The organism is Paenibacillus sp. M-152 (assembly GCF_003856555.1).
GTDB classification, from domain to species: Bacteria; Bacillota; Bacilli; order Paenibacillales; family Paenibacillaceae; genus Paenibacillus; species Paenibacillus polymyxa_C.
The window spans coordinates 5,378,721-5,397,933 of the sequence record NZ_CP034141.1 but is presented as its reverse complement, the minus strand read 5'-3'; the positions used below and the strand labels follow the sequence as shown (position 1 = coordinate 5,397,933).

At 46.5% G+C, this 19,213-nt stretch carries 21 protein-coding genes and 1 riboswitch; all 21 genes read left to right on the top strand.

Annotated features, from left to right (window positions below; genetic code table 11):
* Positions 1-72 precede the first annotated feature (72 nt).
* The 21 genes from EGM68_RS23625 (at position 73) to murA (ending at position 19,049) form a co-directional block, all read left to right on the top strand.
* Positions 73-633 carry a manganese efflux pump MntP gene (locus EGM68_RS23625; RefSeq protein WP_013373449.1) on the top strand — a complete coding sequence of 187 codons (561 nt, stop codon included), beginning with the start codon at positions 73-75 and terminating at the stop codon, positions 631-633.
* Between the two features lie 83 nt (positions 634-716).
* Positions 717-1,301, top strand: coding sequence for a low molecular weight protein arginine phosphatase (locus tag EGM68_RS23620; RefSeq protein ID WP_129550118.1), 585 nt, complete (start codon positions 717-719; stop codon positions 1,299-1,301).
* A 78-nt stretch (positions 1,302-1,379) separates the two neighbouring features.
* Positions 1,380-1,461, top strand: a riboswitch (ZMP/ZTP riboswitch).
* A 207-nt stretch (positions 1,462-1,668) separates the two neighbouring features.
* Complete coding sequence (locus EGM68_RS23615; RefSeq protein ID WP_058711477.1) at positions 1,669-2,256, top strand: TIGR01440 family protein; 588 nt, start codon at positions 1,669-1,671, stop codon at positions 2,254-2,256.
* A gap of 121 nt (positions 2,257-2,377) precedes the next feature.
* Positions 2,378-3,628, top strand: a complete 1,251-nt coding sequence (locus EGM68_RS23610) for a serine hydroxymethyltransferase (protein ID WP_016324828.1) — start codon at positions 2,378-2,380, stop codon at positions 3,626-3,628.
* A gap of 175 nt (positions 3,629-3,803) precedes the next feature.
* On the top strand, positions 3,804-4,685 hold the full coding sequence (locus EGM68_RS23605; RefSeq protein WP_025678224.1) for a carbohydrate ABC transporter permease: 882 nt from the start codon (positions 3,804-3,806) through the stop codon (positions 4,683-4,685).
* On the top strand, positions 4,685-5,521 hold the full coding sequence (locus EGM68_RS23600) for a carbohydrate ABC transporter permease (RefSeq protein ID WP_129550117.1): 837 nt from the start codon (positions 4,685-4,687) through the stop codon (positions 5,519-5,521). Before EGM68_RS23605 ends, EGM68_RS23600 begins: the two co-directional genes overlap by 1 nt.
* Positions 5,522-5,536: 15 nt before the next feature.
* On the top strand, positions 5,537-6,802 hold the full coding sequence (locus tag EGM68_RS23595; RefSeq protein ID WP_129550116.1) for an ABC transporter substrate-binding protein: 1,266 nt from the start codon (positions 5,537-5,539) through the stop codon (positions 6,800-6,802).
* A 350-nt stretch (positions 6,803-7,152) separates the two neighbouring features.
* Complete coding sequence (gene upp, locus EGM68_RS23590; protein ID WP_013312332.1) at positions 7,153-7,782, top strand: uracil phosphoribosyltransferase; 630 nt, start codon at positions 7,153-7,155, stop codon at positions 7,780-7,782.
* Between the two features lie 111 nt (positions 7,783-7,893).
* Positions 7,894-9,060: a non-hydrolyzing UDP-N-acetylglucosamine 2-epimerase gene (wecB, locus tag EGM68_RS23585; RefSeq protein WP_129550115.1), complete on the top strand. Its 1,167-nt coding sequence runs from the start codon at positions 7,894-7,896 to the stop codon at positions 9,058-9,060.
* A gap of 167 nt (positions 9,061-9,227) precedes the next feature.
* Positions 9,228-9,485, top strand: a complete 258-nt coding sequence (locus EGM68_RS23580; RefSeq protein WP_013373440.1) for an AtpZ/AtpI family protein — start codon at positions 9,228-9,230, stop codon at positions 9,483-9,485.
* Positions 9,482-9,862 (top strand): ATP synthase subunit I, encoded by a 381-nt coding sequence (locus EGM68_RS23575; RefSeq protein WP_013373439.1) that lies wholly within the window; start codon positions 9,482-9,484, stop codon positions 9,860-9,862. The genes EGM68_RS23580 and EGM68_RS23575 overlap by 4 nt, the downstream gene beginning before the upstream one ends.
* 29 nt (positions 9,863-9,891) lie before the next feature.
* Positions 9,892-10,716: a F0F1 ATP synthase subunit A gene (gene atpB / locus EGM68_RS23570; protein WP_013373438.1), complete on the top strand. Its 825-nt coding sequence runs from the start codon at positions 9,892-9,894 to the stop codon at positions 10,714-10,716.
* Between the two features lie 104 nt (positions 10,717-10,820).
* Positions 10,821-11,045 carry a F0F1 ATP synthase subunit C gene (gene atpE, locus EGM68_RS23565; RefSeq protein WP_013373437.1) on the top strand — a complete coding sequence of 75 codons (225 nt, stop codon included), beginning with the start codon at positions 10,821-10,823 and terminating at the stop codon, positions 11,043-11,045.
* Between the two features lie 112 nt (positions 11,046-11,157).
* Positions 11,158-11,646: a F0F1 ATP synthase subunit B gene (gene atpF / locus EGM68_RS23560; RefSeq protein ID WP_129550114.1), complete on the top strand. Its 489-nt coding sequence runs from the start codon at positions 11,158-11,160 to the stop codon at positions 11,644-11,646.
* The gene (locus EGM68_RS23555) at positions 11,643-12,188 is read left to right on the top strand and encodes a F0F1 ATP synthase subunit delta (RefSeq protein ID WP_013373435.1); all 546 of its coding nucleotides are present in this window, start codon (positions 11,643-11,645) and stop codon (positions 12,186-12,188) included. Before atpF ends, EGM68_RS23555 begins: the two co-directional genes overlap by 4 nt.
* 19 nt (positions 12,189-12,207) lie before the next feature.
* Positions 12,208-13,722, top strand: coding sequence for a F0F1 ATP synthase subunit alpha (gene atpA, locus EGM68_RS23550; protein WP_016822886.1), 1,515 nt, complete (start codon positions 12,208-12,210; stop codon positions 13,720-13,722).
* Between the two features lie 176 nt (positions 13,723-13,898).
* Positions 13,899-14,765 (top strand): ATP synthase F1 subunit gamma, encoded by an 867-nt coding sequence (gene atpG / locus EGM68_RS23545; protein ID WP_013373433.1) that lies wholly within the window; start codon positions 13,899-13,901, stop codon positions 14,763-14,765.
* 122 nt (positions 14,766-14,887) lie between these two features.
* Positions 14,888-16,288: a F0F1 ATP synthase subunit beta gene (gene atpD, locus EGM68_RS23540; RefSeq protein WP_013373432.1), complete on the top strand. Its 1,401-nt coding sequence runs from the start codon at positions 14,888-14,890 to the stop codon at positions 16,286-16,288.
* Positions 16,289-16,358: 70 nt separating this feature from the next.
* Positions 16,359-16,772 carry a F0F1 ATP synthase subunit epsilon gene (locus EGM68_RS23535; RefSeq protein WP_129550113.1) on the top strand — a complete coding sequence of 138 codons (414 nt, stop codon included), beginning with the start codon at positions 16,359-16,361 and terminating at the stop codon, positions 16,770-16,772.
* Positions 16,773-17,118: 346 nt separating this feature from the next.
* Positions 17,119-17,370, top strand: a complete 252-nt coding sequence (locus EGM68_RS23525; RefSeq protein ID WP_013373430.1) for a DUF1146 family protein — start codon at positions 17,119-17,121, stop codon at positions 17,368-17,370.
* A 323-nt stretch (positions 17,371-17,693) separates the two neighbouring features.
* Positions 17,694-19,049, top strand: a complete 1,356-nt coding sequence (gene murA, locus EGM68_RS23520) for a UDP-N-acetylglucosamine 1-carboxyvinyltransferase (protein WP_016324823.1) — start codon at positions 17,694-17,696, stop codon at positions 19,047-19,049.
* Positions 19,050-19,213: the final 164 nt, after the last annotated feature.

Here is a 19,213-nt window from a genome sequence, read left to right as displayed (position 1 = left end):
GCCTGCTTGTACTGATTTGCCCCTTGTCCGCATAACGTGTACAAGAACAGACGGATAATGGAGGGATGGAGTATGCTGGCAGCCTCTGCCGATGCTGGGCAGGTTGTAACGATTCTGATCATGGCGGTAGCGCTAGGGATGGATGCGCTATCGCTGGGCGTAGGGATCGGTATGAAGGGGATACGCCTGCGAGACGTGCTGCGCATCAGCACTGTGATTGGTTTTTTTCACATCCTGATGCCATTGCTGGGAATGTTCACAGGCCATTATATGAGTTCTTTATTAGGCCATGTGACGACCTACTTCGCAGGGGGATTACTCATCCTTTTGGGCGGGCATATGGTATATAATTCCTTCAAGGGGGACGGCGTACACGTTTTGGATCATCGGTCGCCTTTGGGTCTTTTGCTGTTTGCGCTTGGGGTGAGCATTGACTCATTTTCTGTGGGAGTGTCACTGGGAATGTTCCAGAGTGACCTGGTGCTGACTGTTCTGGCCTTTGGTTTTTGCGGGGGAGCGATGGCGATGCTGGGGCTGTTACTGGGGCGCAAGGTCAGCCGTAATCTTGGGGATTATGGAGAAGCAGTGGGCGGTGCTATTTTGCTGGCATTCGGCTTTATGTTTATGTTTTGATTTTAACGTAGACAGTGTAAAATAAATACAGGATTTGAGTAATCCTCTGTTTATATATTTTCAACATACGGGGGGTGAAGACGTTGAAGAATATTTTATTTGTATGCACAGGGAACACCTGTCGCAGTCCAATGGCTGAGGGAATGCTGCGTAAGCTGGCTGCTGAGCATGGTCTGGAACTGGACGTGCGTTCCGCTGGAGTAGCTGCGATGGACGGCACGCCGATATCCCGACATGCAGAGGCGGTTCTGCGTGATCACGATATATCCGATCAGATCACTTCAACTCCTTTAAGCGACGGGCTTGCCGAGTGGGCACATCTGATCTTAACCTTGACACAAGGACATAAACAGCATGTCGTACAGCGGTTCCCCCAAACGGCAGGCAAAGTATTTACGCTGAAGGAATATGTGGAGGACCGGGACGCAGTGCTGAATGACGTACAGGAGTTAGATGGCTTGTATGCTTCACAGCAGTTGATGGCTTCACTCGGACAAGAGCTATCGACGCAGGAGCGTGAACGAATGATTGAATTACACCAACGGATTCCGGGCTTCGATATCTCAGATCCATTTGGTGGTTCGCGTGAGGACTACGATGTCACAGCGGCAGAAATCCGTACGGCTTTGCATAAGTTGTTGGACAAGCTAAAAGATTCTTCCGAATAAAATCGGTACCGTTCCTCTATTTTGTACGGAATCTGTTGATTTTCGACGATTAATCCGTTAAGATAAGGTGGAAAAATGAGAATCCGGTGTAACTGGCGACAAAAGTGGGATCAACCACGATGGAGCATCGGATATACGGCCGGTCGCCTGGGCAAAAGAGCAATTCCACATAGGTGTGGACTGCTCTTTTTTCGTATACAAGCTACAGCAGATCTTCTGCTGCCTTCTTGTTCTTCCATTTTTTCTGCTCGAAATCTGAAACATCGGCTATAATATAGTCAGATTGTGATCAGGAGAGAGTGTGTTGAACTTGGGGCATGAAACCGTGCCTAGTCTCTGAGAGGCTGTTCAACCAAAGGAGGTTCCAATGGTAGAACAATTGGATCATGAGATTTCACTCGAAGCACAGACCGCTTCTGTCGTGCGGGAAATTGCAGAAGCGGCCAGTCTCAAAGCTGGTCGCCTGCTGGTTATTGGCGCAAGCACGAGTGAAGTGGCTGGAAGTCGGATCGGCACAGCAGGAGCGCTCGATGTGGCTCAGCAAGTGCTGTCTGGAGTAGAATCCGTTCGCAGAGAGTATGGCTTTGATGTGGCGTTTCAATGCTGTGAGCACTTGAACCGAGCACTGGTCGTTGAGCGTTCTCTACTGGAGCGATTAGGACTGATGGAGGTTGCGGCTGTTCCTATTCGTACAGCAGGAGGCTCTATGGCTACCGTTGCCTATCGCTCTATGGATGATGCATGTCTGGCGGCGAACGTGCAGGCTCATGCCGGGATAGACATCGGCGAAACGCTGATTGGCATGCATCTGCGCCCAATTGCCGTTCCGTTTCGCCCAAGCCTTCGCTGGATTGGTGAAGCACGTGTGACAGCTGCGTTCACTCGTCCTCCACTTATTGGCGGACAACGGGCAGTGTACAGTCTGGAACAAGAAGCCGGCGGAAACTGCGATTAGCATTTGTCATGTCGGCATGTTAGTACTGATCTTTTTTGCATTAATGATGAGGTACCCAACAGAGGAACAGGCATTTGCTTGTATACCCAACAATTTGACCATGGAGAGGGAGTAATCAATCATGATGGAACATCTGCGTAAAAGTGACCCGGCAGTGATGGAAGCAATGGGGCTTGAACTGAAACGGCAACGCCACAATATCGAGCTGATCGCATCCGAGAATATCGTCAGTGAAGCAGTAATGGAAGCCATGGGCTCCGTGCTTACCAATAAATATGCTGAAGGTTATCCGAACAAACGCTACTATGGTGGCTGTGAGCATGTAGATATCGTCGAAGATATTGCACGTGACCGCGCGAAAGAATTATTCGGCGCCGAGCATGCGAACGTGCAGCCTCACTCTGGAGCACAAGCTAACATGGCGGTATATCTGGCAGCTCTTCAACCTGGAGATACTGTGCTGGGTATGAATCTGGCGCATGGCGGCCACTTAACACACGGAAGCCCGGTTAATGCCTCCGGTTTGTTGTATAACTTTGCTGCTTATGGTGTACGTGAAGACAACTTCCGTATCGACTACGATGAAGTGCGCAAAGCAGCCTTCAAGCACCGCCCTCGTCTGATCGTAGCTGGTGCAAGTGCATATCCGCGTACTATTGATTTTGAAGCTTTTGCTTCCATTGCTAATGATGTAGGTGCTTTGTTCATGGTGGATATGGCACATATCGCAGGTCTCGTGGCAGCAGGGATTCACCCTAGTCCAGTTCCTCATGCCCAATTTGTGACAACAACGACACACAAAACGCTACGTGGTCCGCGTGGGGGTCTAATTCTGACTCGCAAAGCGTGGGCGCAAGCGATTGATAAAGCTATCTTCCCTGGTACTCAAGGAGGACCACTGATGCACGTGATCGCATCCAAAGCAGTTGCTTTGGGTGAAGCGCTCCAGCCATCATTCAAAACCTATGCGCAAAACGTAGTTCGCAACGCACAGGTGCTGGCTGAAACACTGCTGGCAGAGGGGATTAACATTGTATCTGGTGGTACGGATAATCACCTGATGCTGTTGGACACACGCAATTTGAATATCACAGGTAAAGAAGCGGAGCATGTATTGGATTCCGTGGGTATCACGGTCAACAAAAACGCCATTCCTTTTGACCCAACGAGTCCGTTTGTTACTAGCGGGATCCGTATTGGTACACCTGCTGCAACTTCTCGTGGTATGGATGAAGAGGCTATGGTTAAAATCGGTAAAATCATTGCTGATACTCTTAAAAATCCAAAAGATGATACTGTATTGTCCAAAGCAAGCCAAGCGGTTGGCGAGTTGACAGACAAGTTCCCAATCTATCCAGGAACCCAATACTAATTCATCGTCATTCCTTTTAATCTTATATGATAAGGCTGTTTTCCTTTCGTTAGCGGAGGGGGAACAGCCTTTTTTGTGTCCAGATGACTCGAAACTTACATTTTTGGGTAATAAGCGATTACAGTCAGGATTACGCGCGTTTTCCTTCATGATCTACGACAAAGGAGTGATTGCAATGAGCCAAAGAAAATCCGCGCAATTATTGCAGCAGCTCGTATTTGTGGGACCGATGGCGTTGTTTTTCGTCTTAATTATGGTCATTCCGTTCCTGCTGGGGCTGTATTATTCCATGACGAACTGGGATGGCGTATCTGAACATGTCCGATGGCTCGGGCTAGGGAATTACATTCATATTTTTAGAGATGATCCAGATTTCCGTAATGCTTTTTGGTTTACGGTCCGTTTTACCGTATGTGGTGTCATTTTAACTAACCTGGTGGGCTTTTTCCTGGCCTATGCGCTTACAAAGCCATTGCGTACCCGCAATGCACTGCGAACTGTATTTTTTATGCCTAATATGATCGGCGGCTTGCTGCTCGGCTTCATCTGGCAATTTATATTTGTACGCGGTTTTTCGGCGGTGGGAGAGGCGACAGGGCTATCCTTTTTCAAACTACCGTGGTTGGGTGATGGGCCTACTGCTTTTTGGGGAACTGTCATTGTGTTTGTTTGGCAATACGCAGGTTATCTCATGGTTATTTACATATCCTCTCTAAATAATGTTCCGCACGCCCTTATTGAATCGGCCCAAATTGACGGTGCGAGTCGAAGACAGATTTTGCGTCATATCGTGGTGCCGCTTATTATGCCAGCAGTGACCGTCTGCTTGTTCCTAGCGATATCCTGGTCCTTTAAAGTATTTGAGTTGAATTTGGCTTTAACAAAGGGTGGGCCATTCAAGGCGACTGAGTCTGTAGCGTTGGACATATATAATGAAGCGTTTACAAATAATCGACTTGGATTGGGAACTGCCAAGGCTATGATTTTCTTTGTGGTCGTTGCGATCATTACCAGCATTCAGGTACGTCTCACGAAGAAAAAGGAGGTCGAAATGTAATGGAAAAAACATCGAACTATCGTTTAAGCACATGGGTAGCTGAAATATTGCTTATTGTGGTTGGGTTGATCTTTCTAGTTCCGTTCTATTTTTTGCTCGTGAACTCCGTTAAATCTTTTGGAGACATTTTGGCCCATTCCGCTTCGTGGCCGACAACCTTCCGTTTTGAAAACTATGCTAACGCCTGGAATAAAATAAACTTTCCCACAGCACTGGGGAATTCACTGATCGTCACCATCGTCAGCAATGCGTTTTTGCTGCTGATCAGCTCGATGGCCGCCTACCAAATGGTTCGGCATGACACTCTTTTTAATCGGTTCCTGTTCGGACTGCTTGTGGCTGCGATGGTCGTGCCTTTTCAATCGATTATGTTGCCGCTTATGGAAGTGTCCAACGTATTGAGTCTGAACAACAGCATACCAGGACTAATTTTGTGCTATCTGGGTTTTGGAGCGCCTTTATCAGTTTTTCTGTTTCATGGCTTTATTAAAACGGTACCTATTGAGGTTGAGCAGGCGGCGAGAGTGGACGGTTCTTCTCGTTACGGGGTGTTCTTTCGCATCGTTTGTCCACTGCTGCTCCCTATGTTCGTGACCGTACTTATTTTGAATACGTTATGGATCTGGAATGATTACTTGCTGCCTTCGCTCATTTTGAATGATCCTGAGCTGCGTACGATTCCGATTGCGACCTATATGCTGTTTGGTCAATATACCAAGCAATGGGACTTGGCGTTGCCCGCACTGGTACTTGGAATCACGCCAATCGTTGTGTTTTTTCTGGTGATGCAAAAATACATCGTTTCCGGCATTGCGTCCGGAGCGGTTAAAGGCTGATGGGAGGGATATCGGATGAAAAAGACAGTGCTGCTTGTCATCTCCCTGATGTTGCTGCTTACATGTATGCTTGCAGGTTGTGGTAATACGAAGGCTCAACAGAGTGGGACCAAAACGATACACATTTATCAATTCAAAGTGGAGATTTCGGAACCGTTGAACAAGCTGAAGGCTGAATATGAAAAAACGCACCCTGGCATCAAGCTGGATATCCAATCTGTTGGTGGGGGTACAGATTACGGTGCTTCGTTGAAGGCTAAGTTCGCATCAGGCGATCAGCCGGACATTTTCACAAATGAGGGTTATCAAGATCGCGATACGTGGTTTGAGTACCTAGAGGATTTGTCGGATCAGCCATGGGTGAAGGACTTGGACGATTTCGCCCGTAAGCCCATGACGGTTAACGGTAAGATTTATGGACAGCCTATGAACCTGGAGGGATTCGGTTTTGTCTACAACAAGGATTTGTTCAAAAAAGCGGGTATAACCAAACTACCTCAGACGTTAGATGAATTGGAGGAAGCAGCCAAGCGACTGAAAGCAGCAGGGATTATCCCTTTTGCTAACGGCTATGCAGAGTGGTGGGTTCTGGGAAATCACTTTATCAATATCCCCTTTGCCAGACAGTCGAACCCGGAGAGTTACGTTGCGGATTTAAACAAAGGAACTGCTCGCATCCCTGGTAATCCCGTGTTCGATCAGTGGGTGAAGTTGCTTGACCTGACTTTAAAATATGGAAACCCCAATCCGCTCACAACGGACTACAACACACAAGTGACACTGTTTTCGACAGGTAAGGCCGCTATGATGCACCAGGGGAACTGGACGCAGCCGCAAATAGATGGAATTAATCCTAACTTGAATTTGGGTATTCTTCCAAGCCCCATAGACAATGATTCCTCTACTGGAGACAAACTGGCTGTGGGAGTGGCCTCAAACTGGGTGATCAATAAAAATTCTCCTGTGAAGCAGGAGGCAAAGGAATTTCTCAATTGGCTGGTTACATCAGAAACAGGCAAACATTATATCACCAAGGAGTTTAAGTTCGTTCCTGCCTTCAAAAGTATCACGTCCAGTGACGAGACCACAGGTGATTTGGGTGCGGAAATATCTCGGCACGTGAAGGAAGGCAAGATATGGAGCTGGAACTTCCAGCGCTTCCCGAAGGGACTGAATCAGGATTTAAGCAGTAGTATACAAGCCTATATTGCAGGGGTTATTACGAAGGACGAAATGCTTCAGCAATTTCAGGGAGCGTGGGACAATCTGAAGTATAGATAAAGAAATTGCATGGGGTGGCAGAGGCTATATCTCAGGCAGGAAGTTTAGAGCTGGTAGGCTTTGACGGTCAAGGGCCGTCAAAGCCTTTTTGATATGATTTTATATGACAAAAGTCACACGTAAATGGGCCTTGCCAAGCATTTTACTTGTCATATCTTTCCCTTGACAAAAGGTTGCGGTGGCAGGTGTTAAATCAACCAAGGGAATGTTATAATAAACAGGATTTACAGGCACGCATTGCATCTGTGCTTATTTGGTTTGTACAAATAGGTTACATAGATCCTTTCGAATCAGGATGTTCGATATGCTGGTGCGGAAGAACGTGACGATAATACCGGAGGGAATATATTATGGCAAAACTGGTGGTTTGCGATCACCCTTTGATCCAACACAAACTTACATTTATTCGCGATGTGCGGACCAACACGAAAGATTTCCGTGAATTGGTTGATGAAGTAGCAACTTTGATGGCTTATGAAATTACAAGGGATATCCCGCTGGAGAGCATTACGGTGCAGACTCCAGTTGCTGAAACCGAAGGTAAAGTGATTTCTGGTCGTATGCTGGGGCTTATTCCGATTTTGCGTGCAGGCTTGGGTATGCTGGATGGTGTCGTAAAACTTTTGCCGGCAGCAAAAGTAGGACATGTGGGGTTGTTCCGTGATCCTGAGACATTGCAACCTGTAGAATATTATACGAAGCTGCCTACGGATGTAACTGAACGTGAATTGATCGTAATTGATCCAATGCTTGCAACGGGCGGGTCGGCGATCGCAGCGATTGATGTGTTGAAAAAGAGAGGCTGTACTCAAATTAAAATGATGAATCTGATTGCCGCTCCTGAAGGAGTGAAAGCTGTGCAGGATGCGCATCCTGATGTAGACATTTATGTCGCTGCACTAGACGAGCGTTTGGATGATCATGGCTACATCATTCCGGGTCTTGGAGATGCAGGAGACCGCTTGTACGGAACCAAGTAGACTGCTTTTAGCGGTTTGGCACAATCTATGGACGCTAAGACAGATCATCTATCTGAAGAACGGAATGATCTGGGAAGCAGATGTTTATTATGAAAAGGGGTTCAACAGAAAATGTCTAAAATCAAAGTGATGACAATTTTCGGTGTGCGTCCGGAAGCGATTAAGATGGCTCCTCTCATTTTGGAGCTTCAGCGCCATCCGGAGCATATCGAGTCCGTGGTATGCGTTACAGCTCAACATCGCCAGATGCTTGATCAGGTTCTGGAAGTTTTTAATATTCACCCTGACTATGATCTGGATGTAATGAAGGATCGCCAGACACTCAATGAAATTTCCATACGTGTACTTCAAGGTCTGGAGCCCGTATTGCGTGAGGCGAAGCCTGATATTGTGTTGGTTCACGGCGATACGCTGACGACTTTCCTGGCTAGCTATGCAGCCTTTATGCAACAAATTGAAGTAGGGCATGTGGAAGCAGGTTTGCGGACATGGAACAAGCTTTCTCCATATCCTGAGGAAATGAATCGTCAGCTCACAGGTGTGCTGTCCGATCTGCATTTCTCGCCTACTTCTTTGTCAGCTGGAAATTTGCGGAAGGAAAATAAGCCTGAATCGCGAATATATGTAACAGGCAATACAGTTACGGATGTGTTTCAGTATACAGTTCGCCAGGACTACGAGCACCCTGTACTGGACTGGGCTCAGGGCAAACGCCTAATTCTCATGACAGCACATCGTCGGGAGTCCCAAGGGGAACCGCACCGTCAGATTTTTAACGCGGTTAAGCGGATCGCAGACGAGTTAGAGGATATTGCTATTGTTTACCCGGTTCATCCGAGCCCGGCCGTGAAGGAACCTGCATTTGAAATTTTGGGCAACCATCCGCGTATTAAGCTGATTGATCCGCTGGATGTAGTGGATCTGCACAATTTTTATCCGCACACGCATCTGATTCTTACGGATTCTGGTGGTCTTCAGGAAGAAGCGCCTTCGTTCGGAGTACCTGTGCTGGTGCTGCGTGATACGACCGAAAGACCGGAAGGGATTGAAGCGGGTACCTTGGAACTGGTGGGTACAAGTGAAGAGAACGTGTACAGTCGGACCAAGGCTCTTTTGACAGATTCCGCATTGTATGAGTCTATGAGTCAGGCAGCGAATCCTTACGGTGATGGACAAGCATCTATAAGAATTGTCAATGCGATTTTGCACCATTATGGTGTTCAAACAGAACGTCCTGAAGAATTTCACACAATGTTCACAAAAGGCGTTCGTTCGTAATCATTAATCTTTACAAGGTAAGCATACAGTTAAACTGTACGGTTACCAAGGGATACAGCATTTTTAGATGCTTTGTCGACTGATTTTTATACTTTAGGGCGCTAAAATATCTCAATTGACAAAGCATCTTATATTTAAGTAAAATGGACTGGAATTGCAGGGGTGACATGAGAAAAGTGGTCAAACCTTCCAAGCAAAACAACAACCGAAACAACACCGGAAATGCCTTTAAGGCTATAGGACTGGTGAGCGCGATCGGCATTGATTTGACGATATGCACACTGGGTGGTTTCTATGCCGGGAAATGGCTTGATGCCAAACTTGGTGGATCTGGAATCTGGACTGGCGTAAGCGTTCTCGCAGGCTTGGTTGTAGGCGCATTGAGTATTGCCCTTGTGATCGGAAAGGTACTGAGGGACAAATGAATGAGATGACCCGAATGCAAAAGATGTTATGGATCGTAGCGCTTATGATTATGGCTCTGTGTTTCCTGGTCTCCGCCTTCATGCCCCAACATCGTGACATTGCTCACGGAATCATTCTGGGAACGGGAGTAAGCTGTCTAAATGTGCTATATATGGCCTACAAGATTCGACAGGTTGCGAGTGCGGCTGCCGGTGAAGGAAAGAAGAAAAAGGTGGGGATTGGCTTTGGCGTTCGATTGGCGACCTCTATTTTGGCAGTGGTGCTGGCTATGGAGTTCCCAGCCTATTTCCATGAGATCGCTGTAATGGCAAGCCTGGTAACTGGACAATTTCTTCTTTTAATTATAGGCATCATATTCACGCTACAGGAAAAATAATGGCTCAACTGAGAAAGGGGTGAGAAAACATGTTGCATGAATCACCGATTATCGAATTGGGCGGGTTTAACATTGACTTGTCCGTCATTATTATGCTTTTTGTGACTTGCGCGATTGTATTTGGACTAGCATTTGCTGCAACACGCAATTTGTCTGTGGACAATCCGAGCAAACTGCAAAATTTTATGGAATGGGTCGTAGAATTCGTTCAAGGACTGATTTCCAGCACAATGGATTTGAAAAAAGGGAAGCCCTTCCTCTCCTTGGGGATGACGCTGATCATGTTCATTTTCGTGGGCAATATGCTGGGTTTACCGTTCGGAATTGTGACTGAATTCGATAATGTGCAAAGTGCCCAAGTATTTGGACATGAAATCATTCCAGTCAAAGAAGCACTGGAACAAGCACAGGCGTCTCACCCGGGCGAAGCTGCCCATGTAGGTATCAGCTGGTGGAAATCACCTACCGCAGATGCAGGGGTGTCCATTGGACTGGCATTGATGATCTTTGTCCTGGTTCATTTCCTGGGAATCTTCCGTAATACCAAAGCTTACTTCAAGCATTACGTTCAGCCATTTCCGTTCTTTTTGCCAATTAACTTGATTGAACAGTTTTCAAAACTATTGACACACGGTATGCGTCTATTCGGTAATATTTTTGCCGGCGAAGTTTTGATTAGTGTTCTGCTGAAAATGACAGCACTTGGTGTGGGAGGTATGGTTGCTTCCGTATTGGGGCTCGTAGTTTGGCAGGGATTCAGTATTTTTGTCGGTAGCATTCAGGCGTTCGTCTTCACCATTTTGACGTTCGTATATATATCACAGGCAATTGACACACATGAAGAAGAACATTAGGTGAATTATGTTTCAGGTTTTTAGTTAAGTTCAGGAGTACGCTTCGCGCTTAACTGCAAATACATGTACAATACAAATACACATCTCTAAGGAGGATTTTTAAAATGGGAGCTTGGGCATTAATAGCAGCAGCTATCGCAGTAGGTTTGGGTGCGCTTGGCGCAGGTATTGGTAACGGTCTGATCGTAAGTAAAACAGTTGAAGGTATCGCTCGTCAGCCAGAGGCGAAGTCCACCTTACAAACTATTATGTTTATCGGTGTAGGTCTGGTCGAAGCCCTACCTATTATCGGTGTCGTTCTGGCATTTATTTTTTACGCTAAGGCTTAATGAATTGAACTAAGCAAGGTTTGGCGGGGAAGGCACAGCCATCCGCGCCTTCTTTGTTCGTTGGAACATGAAAGATCCAGAACCGACGTTCACCGGAAAGGAGTGACTTCAATTGAGTTTAAATTGGACAAGTATCGTTTTCACTATCATTGCATTTTTGATCTTGTACTGGTTACTGACGCGCTATGCATTTGGCCCTCTCTTTTCCGTTATGGAAAAGCGGCGTCAACTCGTGTTACAGCAAATGAATGAGGCGGCACAAACGCGTGAACAGGCTACTGCTTATGTTGAGGAGCAAAAGCAGGCTCTCCAACAGGCGCGTAAGGAAGCCTACGATATTATAGAACAGTCAAAACAAACAGGTAACAAGCAAGCGGAACAAATTATTATTCAGGCTAAAGACGAAGCTGTCCGCCTGAAAGACGAAGCTGTTCGTGAAATCACAAGCGAGCGTAATAAGGCAGTTGCCGAACTACGCAGCGAAGTGGGTAAAGCTTCGGTACAAATTGCTTCCAAACTGATTCAAAAGGAAATCAAGGAAGACCAAGTCCAGGGAGAGCTTGTCGACCAATACCTTAAAGAGGTAGGAGGCAAAGCATGAGCCGAGATACAGTAGTTGCCAAACGGTATGCGAAAGCTTTGTATGAAGTAGCAGAGCAGGAGCAAACCATTATGGAAACCGAACAGGAGCTACGTGCTTTTGTAGAAGCTGTATCGGGGGATGCTGAGATCCGTAAATTCATTAATTCTCCTAACATTACGGAAGCAGTCAAGCTTCAGGTTCTGGCTAGCAATTTTGAAGGCAAGTTGTCTGCGTCGCTGATTAACACGATTAAGCTGCTGATTCAGCGCAGTAGAGCAGATTTGTTCGAATCTCTCTTGGCCGGATATCTCGATATTCAGGAATACAAGTTGGGAATTGCCCATGCTAAGGTGTATTCGACTTATGCTTTAAGTGAGCAGGAAAAAACAGCGGTAGCCGAGGAATTCGGAACCCGTGAACATAAAACAATCCGTGTGGAAAATATAGTGGACCCGAGTCTGCTGGGCGGATTGAAAGTGGTTATCGGCGATACACTGTACGACGGCAGTCTGGCCGGCAAGCTGGATCGTCTCGAGAAATCCTTTAACAGACGAGTATAGAAGATAGGGGTGAACACACTTGAGTATCAAACCTGAGGAAATCAGTTCATTGATTAAAAGTCAGATTGAACAATATAAAAATGATATCGAGGTCGTTGAAGTCGGCACTGTTGTTGAAGTCGGCGACGGTATTGCCCGCGTCTACGGACTGGAAAAAGTTATGGCCGGTGAATTGGTCGAATTCGACACTGGCGTATTGGGCTTGGCGCTCAACGTGGAAGAAAGCAATGTCGGTGTTGTTATTTTGGGTCAATTCTCCGACATTCGTGAAGGTGGTCAAGTAAAACGTACAGGCCAGATCATGCAAGTCCCTGTAGGCGAAGCAATGATCGGGCGTGTAGTTAACCCGCTGGGGCAACCAGTAGACGGTAAAGGACCGATTGCTACAACAGAATTCCGTCCGGTTGAAAGTCAGGCTCCAGGCGTTATGGCCCGTAAATCGGTACATGAGCCTATGCAGACAGGAATTAAAGCTATTGATGCGATGGTACCGATTGGTCGTGGTCAACGTGAGTTGATTATCGGTGACCGTCAAACAGGTAAAACTTCTATCGCAATCGATGCTATTTTGAACCAAAAAGGCAACGGAATGAAATGTATTTATGTTGCTATTGGTCAAAAACAATCCACGGTTGCTCAAGTTGTTGAAACATTGCGTCGTCATGGTGCGCTGGAATACACGATTGTCGTTACGGCATCTGCTTCCGAACCATCACCATTGCTGTACATTGCTCCTTACTCTGGCTGTGCCATGGGTGAGTACTTTATGTACAAAGGCGAGCACGTCCTCGTTGTTTATGATGACTTGACTAAACAAGCGTCTGCTTACCGGGAACTTTCCCTGTTGCTGCGCCGTCCACCGGGTCGTGAAGCATATCCGGGTGACGTTTTCTACCTGCACTCTCGCTTGCTGGAACGTGCAGCGAAGCTGAATGATGAGCTCGGTGGCGGATCACTTACCGCATTGCCATTCATCGAGACACAGGCTTCCGACGTTTCTGCATATATTCCAACTAACGTTATCTCCATCACGGATGGACAGATCTTCCTGGAAGCTGACTTGTTCTATGCAGGGCAACGTCCGGCGATCAACGTAGGTATTTCCGTATCTCGTGTAGGTGGCTCCGCTCAGATTAAAGCGATGAAAAAGGTTGCAGGTTCCCTGCGTCTGGATCTTGCTCAATATCGCGAGCTTCAAGCGTTCTCCCAATTTGGGTCCGACTTGGATAAATCCACTAAAGCCCGTCTCGATCGCGGTGCACGCATGATGGAAATTTTGAAACAAGGTGTTAACCAACCGCTTGCTGTAGAGCAACAAGTAGTGAGCTTGTATACTGCTGTAAAAGGCTTCCTCGATGATATCCCTGTAGCGGATGTAAAACGTTTCGAAAAAGACTTCCTGTCTTTCATGGAGTCCGATCATCAGGATGTGCTTCAATCAATCCGCGACACGAAAGACTTGGTTGCTGATAATGAAGCAGCTTTGAAGGCAGCTATCGAGAAATTCAAAAAATCATTCGCCACGTCGGTTTAATTATATTGGAATTTGCCTGTTTATGATGAAAGATGTCCTAAGGAAGCGTACCCTCTGGGTTGTGGCTTCCTTGGCATGTTTTACTCTCAATAACAGGCCCTTTAACATATGTGCGTCTGGATTTTAATCTTATGAAGTTAGCTTTGGTTTGGCCAAAGCTTGAAGGTGGTGAAATCATGGCAAAAGGTATGCGCGACATTAAACGTCAGATTAAAAGTGTGCAGAGTTCGAAGCAGATTACGAAAGCGATGGAAATGGTCGCTGCCTCCAAACTGAGAAGAGCTCAAGAGAAAGCAGAGTCGGCTCGACCTTACTCGGAAAAGCTCAAAGAAGTTGTGAGTAGTATTGCCTCTGGAGCGAATAACATCAAGCATCCAATGCTGGAGAGTCGTCCGGTTAAAAAGACGGCTTATCTCATCATTACATCTGATCGTGGTCTGGCTGGTGGTTATAACGCTAATATTCTGCGACAGGTTACGCAGACGATTGCTGAACGTCACCGTTCACAGGATGAATTCGTGATTTTCATCATTGGGCGAAAAGGACGGGATTATTTCAGACGTCGTGAATTCCCTATTGCAGAATCGGTAACAGATCTATCAGATACACCTGCATTTTCAGATATCAAAACGATTGCTAGCAAAGCCGTACAAGGCTTTGAACTTAAAGAATTTGATGAGCTTTATCTATGCTATAACCGCTTTGTTAACGCATTGACTCAAATTCCAACAGTTGATCGGTTGTTGCCGATGGCAACACCGGATTCAGCTACAGCTTCATCCTCAATTAATTATGAGTATGAACCTTCACCAGAGGGAGTGCTTGAAGTATTGCTGCCCCGTTATGCGGAAACGCTCATTTACGGCGCTTTACTGGATGGTAAAGCAAGTGAACTGGGAGCGAAAATGACGGCGATGGGAGCTGCTACGAAGAATGCTACCAAGTTGATTGGAGAGCTTTCCTTGACCTATAACCGTGCTCGTCAAGCGGCTATTACCCAGGAAATTACGGAAATTGTCGCAGGGGCTAACGCTCAGTCTTAATACGACTGGCTTGCGACTATTTGATAACAGGGTCTACACTATTATGATAAACTGCGGGCGCAAAACAAATCAGAATGGTTCAGATTTGCGGCTGTGCAAGCTTGTAGGAGGGAAACCAAAAGATGAACAAAGGACGCGTAGTGAGCATCATGGGTCCGGTTGTCGACGTTGAGTTTGAACGTGGACAGCTTCCGGAAATTCTGAATGCTATTCATATTGGGACTGTGCTGGAGAGCGGAGTCAAAATTGACCTGACGCTCGAAGCTTCAAAACATCTAGGTGACAACCGTGTGCGTTGTATTGCCATGTCTTCCACAGATGGTTTGGTTCGTGGAGCTGAAGCAATAGATCTGGGAGCGCCTATCTCTGTACCTGTCGGCGAAGCTACTCTTGGACGTGTATTTAACGTGCTTGGAACGCCAATTGACAATGGTGCTGATATGAGTGAAGCGGCTAGAAATCCGATTCACCGTCAAGCGCCTTCTTTCGAAGAACTGACAACTCAAGCAGAGATGCTCGAAACTGGTATTAAAGTTATCGACTTGCTGGCTCCTTATGCCAAGGGCGGTAAAGTCGGATTGTTTGGTGGTGCTGGTGTAGGTAAAACCGTAACCATTCAAGAACTGATTAACAATATCGCTCAGGAGCATGGTGGTATTTCTGTATTTGCGGGTGTTGGTGAACGCACACGTGAAGGAAATGACTTGTACCATGAAATGAGAGATTCCGGCGTTATCAACAAAACAGCGATGGTGTTCGGACAAATGAACGAGCCCCCAGGTGCACGTTTGCGTGTTGCCCTCACAGGTCTAACGATGGCGGAATATTTCCGTGACCAAGAAGGCCGTGATGTGTTGCTCTTTATTGATAACATTTTCCGCTTTACCCAAGCAGGCTCTGAGGTTTCTGCCCTGTTGGGACGTATGCCTTCTGCAGTAGGTTACCAGCCTACGCTGGCAACTGAGATGGGTCAATTGCAAGAACGGATCACTTCTACTAAAAAAGGTTCCGTTACTTCCATTCAGGCGATCTACGTGCCTGCGGATGACTATACGGACCCGGCTCCTGCTACAACGTTCGCTCACTTGGATGCTACAACGAATCTGGAACGTAAAATTTCCGAAATGGGTATTTACCCGGCGGTTGATCCACTCGCATCGAGCTCCCGTATTTTGTCTCCAGACGTTGTGGGTGAAGAGCATTACAATGTAGCGCAAGGGGTAAAACAAATTTTGGCCCGCTACAATGAGCTTCAGGATATTATTGCGATCCTGGGTATGGACGAGTTGAGTGAAGAAGATAAAATGCTGGTAGCACGTGCCCGTAAAATCCAGCGTTTCCTTTCACAACCTTTCCACGTTGCTGAGGCATTTAACGGCTTCCCGGGTAAATATGTACCGGTTAAAGAAACGGTGCGTAGCTTCAAAGAAATTTTGGAGGGCAAGCATGACAACCTTCCAGAAGCGGCCTTCCTTTTTGTAGGAGCCATTGAAGAAGCAGTTGAAAAAGCTAAAACGTTGTAAACATACAGGCAGAGAATAGCCGAGCCTTACGAAGTGAGCTGTCTGTGGACAGCTTCCAGGAGGGATTCAAGTGAGCACCTATTTACTAGAGATTGTGACGCCGGAGCGCCTGGTCTATGCAGAACAGGTAAACAGCATCAGTGTTCGCGGCTCGGAAGGCGATCTTGGGATTTTACCAGGACACCTTCCCTTGGTCACTCCCTTGAAGATTGCACCGGTTCACATTAAAATCGGTGGTCAAACCGAAGTGATTGCGGTCAATGGGGGCTTTATTGAGGTCCGCAAAGACAAAGTGGTCATTTTGGCTGAGAGTGCGGAACGTTCCGAAGATATTGATGTGGAACGTGCCCGTGCGGCAAGGGAGCGGGCAGAACTGCGGCTCCAGAGCAAGCAGGAACAGATAGACCATCATCGGGCAGAAGTCGCTCTGCAACGGGCGCTTAACCGATTGAATGCCACAAGTATCAGAACCAATAAGAATTAATATTGGATTTTGAGTGGAATTTAAAAAGGGTTCGGCATAGTATACGGATGGAATGACAAAGAGACCACTTCATAACTTCTGCCCAAGAATGCCTGCAGAAGGTAAAGTGACGCCTTTGCTTCCTTCGATCACTGTGATCGAGCCCTTTTTTAGCTGTCTTTTCCAAAAGTATAGTCCTATTTCTAGGTTGATAGCTAGGTATTTAGTACCTTTTAAATTCGCGAAACAGAAGTGATTATTCACATTTTGTCGAAATAAATGTACTGGAAACAGAAATAGCACTAGCATATTAGGCGCTTGCCGAGTATTATAAAGAAGTCTGTGACGCAGATGGGAGGGATTACGAATGAACGGGAAGCAGCAGTTGGCTGAACAGTTAAGTCAATCGGCGAGTATGACCGCGCTGATCTCTATGATCGTATCGCTCATCTGTATAGCGTTAGCTTGGTGGGCTTTGCAAAGCTTAAAGCTGGATTTACTAATCCGGCAACCCAAAGGACCGCAGGGCAGATTGCTGCACTTGTTTCTTGCTATTATTTTGGGACAGTTGGTTTCTGGTTTCTTATTGAGCTACATCTCTTGGAGCCAGATGCTGTAGAATTTGTTTTAACATGAAGTAAGCGGGTTATATGACTTTATGACTCTGTATGTGCAGGAATTGTCGAATAACATCATGCCATATTGTTAACAATGGTAAACAAAAGCACCGTACATGTATAACAGCCTGAATCCGTTAGAACGCAGGTGGTCGTCAAGTGTAAAAAACGCTTGTATACTTGTTTTAATCAGTGGTATGATGGCAGTTAGGGTATTAATAAAATCTTGTTTTTTTATGTAATGAAAAAGCAAGGCATGAAAATAGCGGAATATGTTCTTTTTTCCAGAATGGAAAAGGGAAATGACGCGCGGAGGGAACCATAGATGAGCAAATTTATCGTCCGCGGTGGCAACAGATTGACCGGGAGTGTCAAAGTCAGCGGAGCCAAAAACTCAGTTCTGCCGATCATCGCCGCTTCTCTGTTAGGAGAAGAAGGAGAAAGTGTTATTATGGATGCACCTCCTCTAGACGATGTGATGACCATTAACAAAGTGCTGGAGTCCTTAGGAGCAGGCGTTACATACCAAGACGAGGTCATTCGTGTTGACGCGCGGAAGATAATTTCCTGTGAAGCCCCTTACGAGTGGGTTAGGAAAATGCGCGCATCATTTTTGGTTATGGGGCCATTGCTTACACGTTTGGGACGTACAAGAATCTCGCTTCCAGGCGGATGCGCAATTGGAACAAGACCTATTGATCAGCATTTGAAGGGGTTCGAAGCGTTGGGCGCCGAGATAAGCTTGGGCCAGGGCTTTATTGAAGCTAAAAGTAACGGTCGTCTGCGCGGAGCTAAAGTTTATTTGGATGTAGCCAGCGTAGGAGCAACCGAGAATATTATGATGGCCGCTACTCTTGCTGAGGGCGTAACTACCATTGAGAATGCTGCTAAGGAACCTGAGATCGTTGATCTCGCCAACTTCCTGAATGGCATGGGAGCCAAAGTACGCGGTGCGGGCACAGGCGTAATTCGTATAGAAGGCGTCGAGAAGCTGCATGGAGTAAAACATACGGTCATTCCCGACCGGGTAGAAGCAGGTACTTATATGGTTGCTGCTGCGATCACAGGCGGGAACGTATATGTAGAAGGCGCAATATCCGATCATTTGGGACCGGTTATATCCAAGATGGAAGAAATGGGTGTAACGATTCAACCCGATGAAAATGGTATTCGTGTCATTGCGGATAAGCCGCTAAAGGCCGTTGATGTTAAAACGCTGCCTTATCCTGGGTTTCCAACCGATATGCAGTCTCAGATGATGGCACTTCAACTTGCCGCTGAAGGAACGAGCATCATTACGGAAACTGTGTTTGAAAATCGTTTCATGCATGTGGATGAGTTTCATCTCATGAATGCAGAAATTAAAGTCGAAGGTCGTTCGGCGATTGTAACTGGCAATGCTAAGCTGACGGGTGCGAAAGTAACCTCGACAGATTTGCGTGCAGGTGCGGCGTTAATTCTGACTGGACTTATTGCAGAAGGTACAACGGAGGTATCTGGCGTTCATCACATCGATCGTGGTTACGTTCATTTGGCTGAGAAACTGACTGGATTGGGAGCGGATATTTACAGAGTGACTGTAGATGAATCCAAACTGGATCATTCGGCTAGCACAGAGCGTGTTGTGGCAGAAGAAACGCCGGGGAATCTGTTCAAGAAGATTCAGCCTTCCCTCGCCTAACCTTTAACTTATTGGCATAGGTATAAACTTGAACAATTAGAACCAAGTCCGAAAGGGCTTGGTTTTTTTGTGTTTTTGCTGCTTGTCTTTTTCATTCTTTCAGTTCTCTTAAAACGGTTCTATCAAAGTGGACGACCTCATATGATTGAAAATATCTGCTGGAG

Coding starts and splice junctions, on each gene's coding strand:
- EGM68_RS23625 (WP_013373449.1), top strand. CDS start 73: ATGCTGGCAGCCTCTGCCGATGCTGGGCAGGTTGTAACGATTCTGATC.
- EGM68_RS23615 (WP_058711477.1), top strand. CDS start 1,669: ATGGTAGAACAATTGGATCATGAGATTTCACTCGAAGCACAGACCGCT.
- EGM68_RS23610 (WP_016324828.1), top strand. CDS start 2,378: ATGATGGAACATCTGCGTAAAAGTGACCCGGCAGTGATGGAAGCAATG.
- EGM68_RS23605 (WP_025678224.1), top strand. CDS start 3,804: ATGAGCCAAAGAAAATCCGCGCAATTATTGCAGCAGCTCGTATTTGTG.
- EGM68_RS23600 (WP_129550117.1), top strand. CDS start 4,685: ATGGAAAAAACATCGAACTATCGTTTAAGCACATGGGTAGCTGAAATA.
- EGM68_RS23595 (WP_129550116.1), top strand. CDS start 5,537: ATGAAAAAGACAGTGCTGCTTGTCATCTCCCTGATGTTGCTGCTTACA.
- upp (WP_013312332.1), top strand. CDS start 7,153: ATGGCAAAACTGGTGGTTTGCGATCACCCTTTGATCCAACACAAACTT.
- wecB (WP_129550115.1), top strand. CDS start 7,894: ATGTCTAAAATCAAAGTGATGACAATTTTCGGTGTGCGTCCGGAAGCG.
- EGM68_RS23580 (WP_013373440.1), top strand. CDS start 9,228: ATGAGAAAAGTGGTCAAACCTTCCAAGCAAAACAACAACCGAAACAAC.
- EGM68_RS23575 (WP_013373439.1), top strand. CDS start 9,482: ATGAATGAGATGACCCGAATGCAAAAGATGTTATGGATCGTAGCGCTT.
- atpB (WP_013373438.1), top strand. CDS start 9,892: ATGTTGCATGAATCACCGATTATCGAATTGGGCGGGTTTAACATTGAC.
- atpE (WP_013373437.1), top strand. CDS start 10,821: ATGGGAGCTTGGGCATTAATAGCAGCAGCTATCGCAGTAGGTTTGGGT.
- EGM68_RS23555 (WP_013373435.1), top strand. CDS start 11,643: ATGAGCCGAGATACAGTAGTTGCCAAACGGTATGCGAAAGCTTTGTAT.
- atpG (WP_013373433.1), top strand. CDS start 13,899: ATGGCAAAAGGTATGCGCGACATTAAACGTCAGATTAAAAGTGTGCAG.
- atpD (WP_013373432.1), top strand. CDS start 14,888: ATGAACAAAGGACGCGTAGTGAGCATCATGGGTCCGGTTGTCGACGTT.
- EGM68_RS23525 (WP_013373430.1), top strand. CDS start 17,119: ATGAACGGGAAGCAGCAGTTGGCTGAACAGTTAAGTCAATCGGCGAGT.
- murA (WP_016324823.1), top strand. CDS start 17,694: ATGAGCAAATTTATCGTCCGCGGTGGCAACAGATTGACCGGGAGTGTC.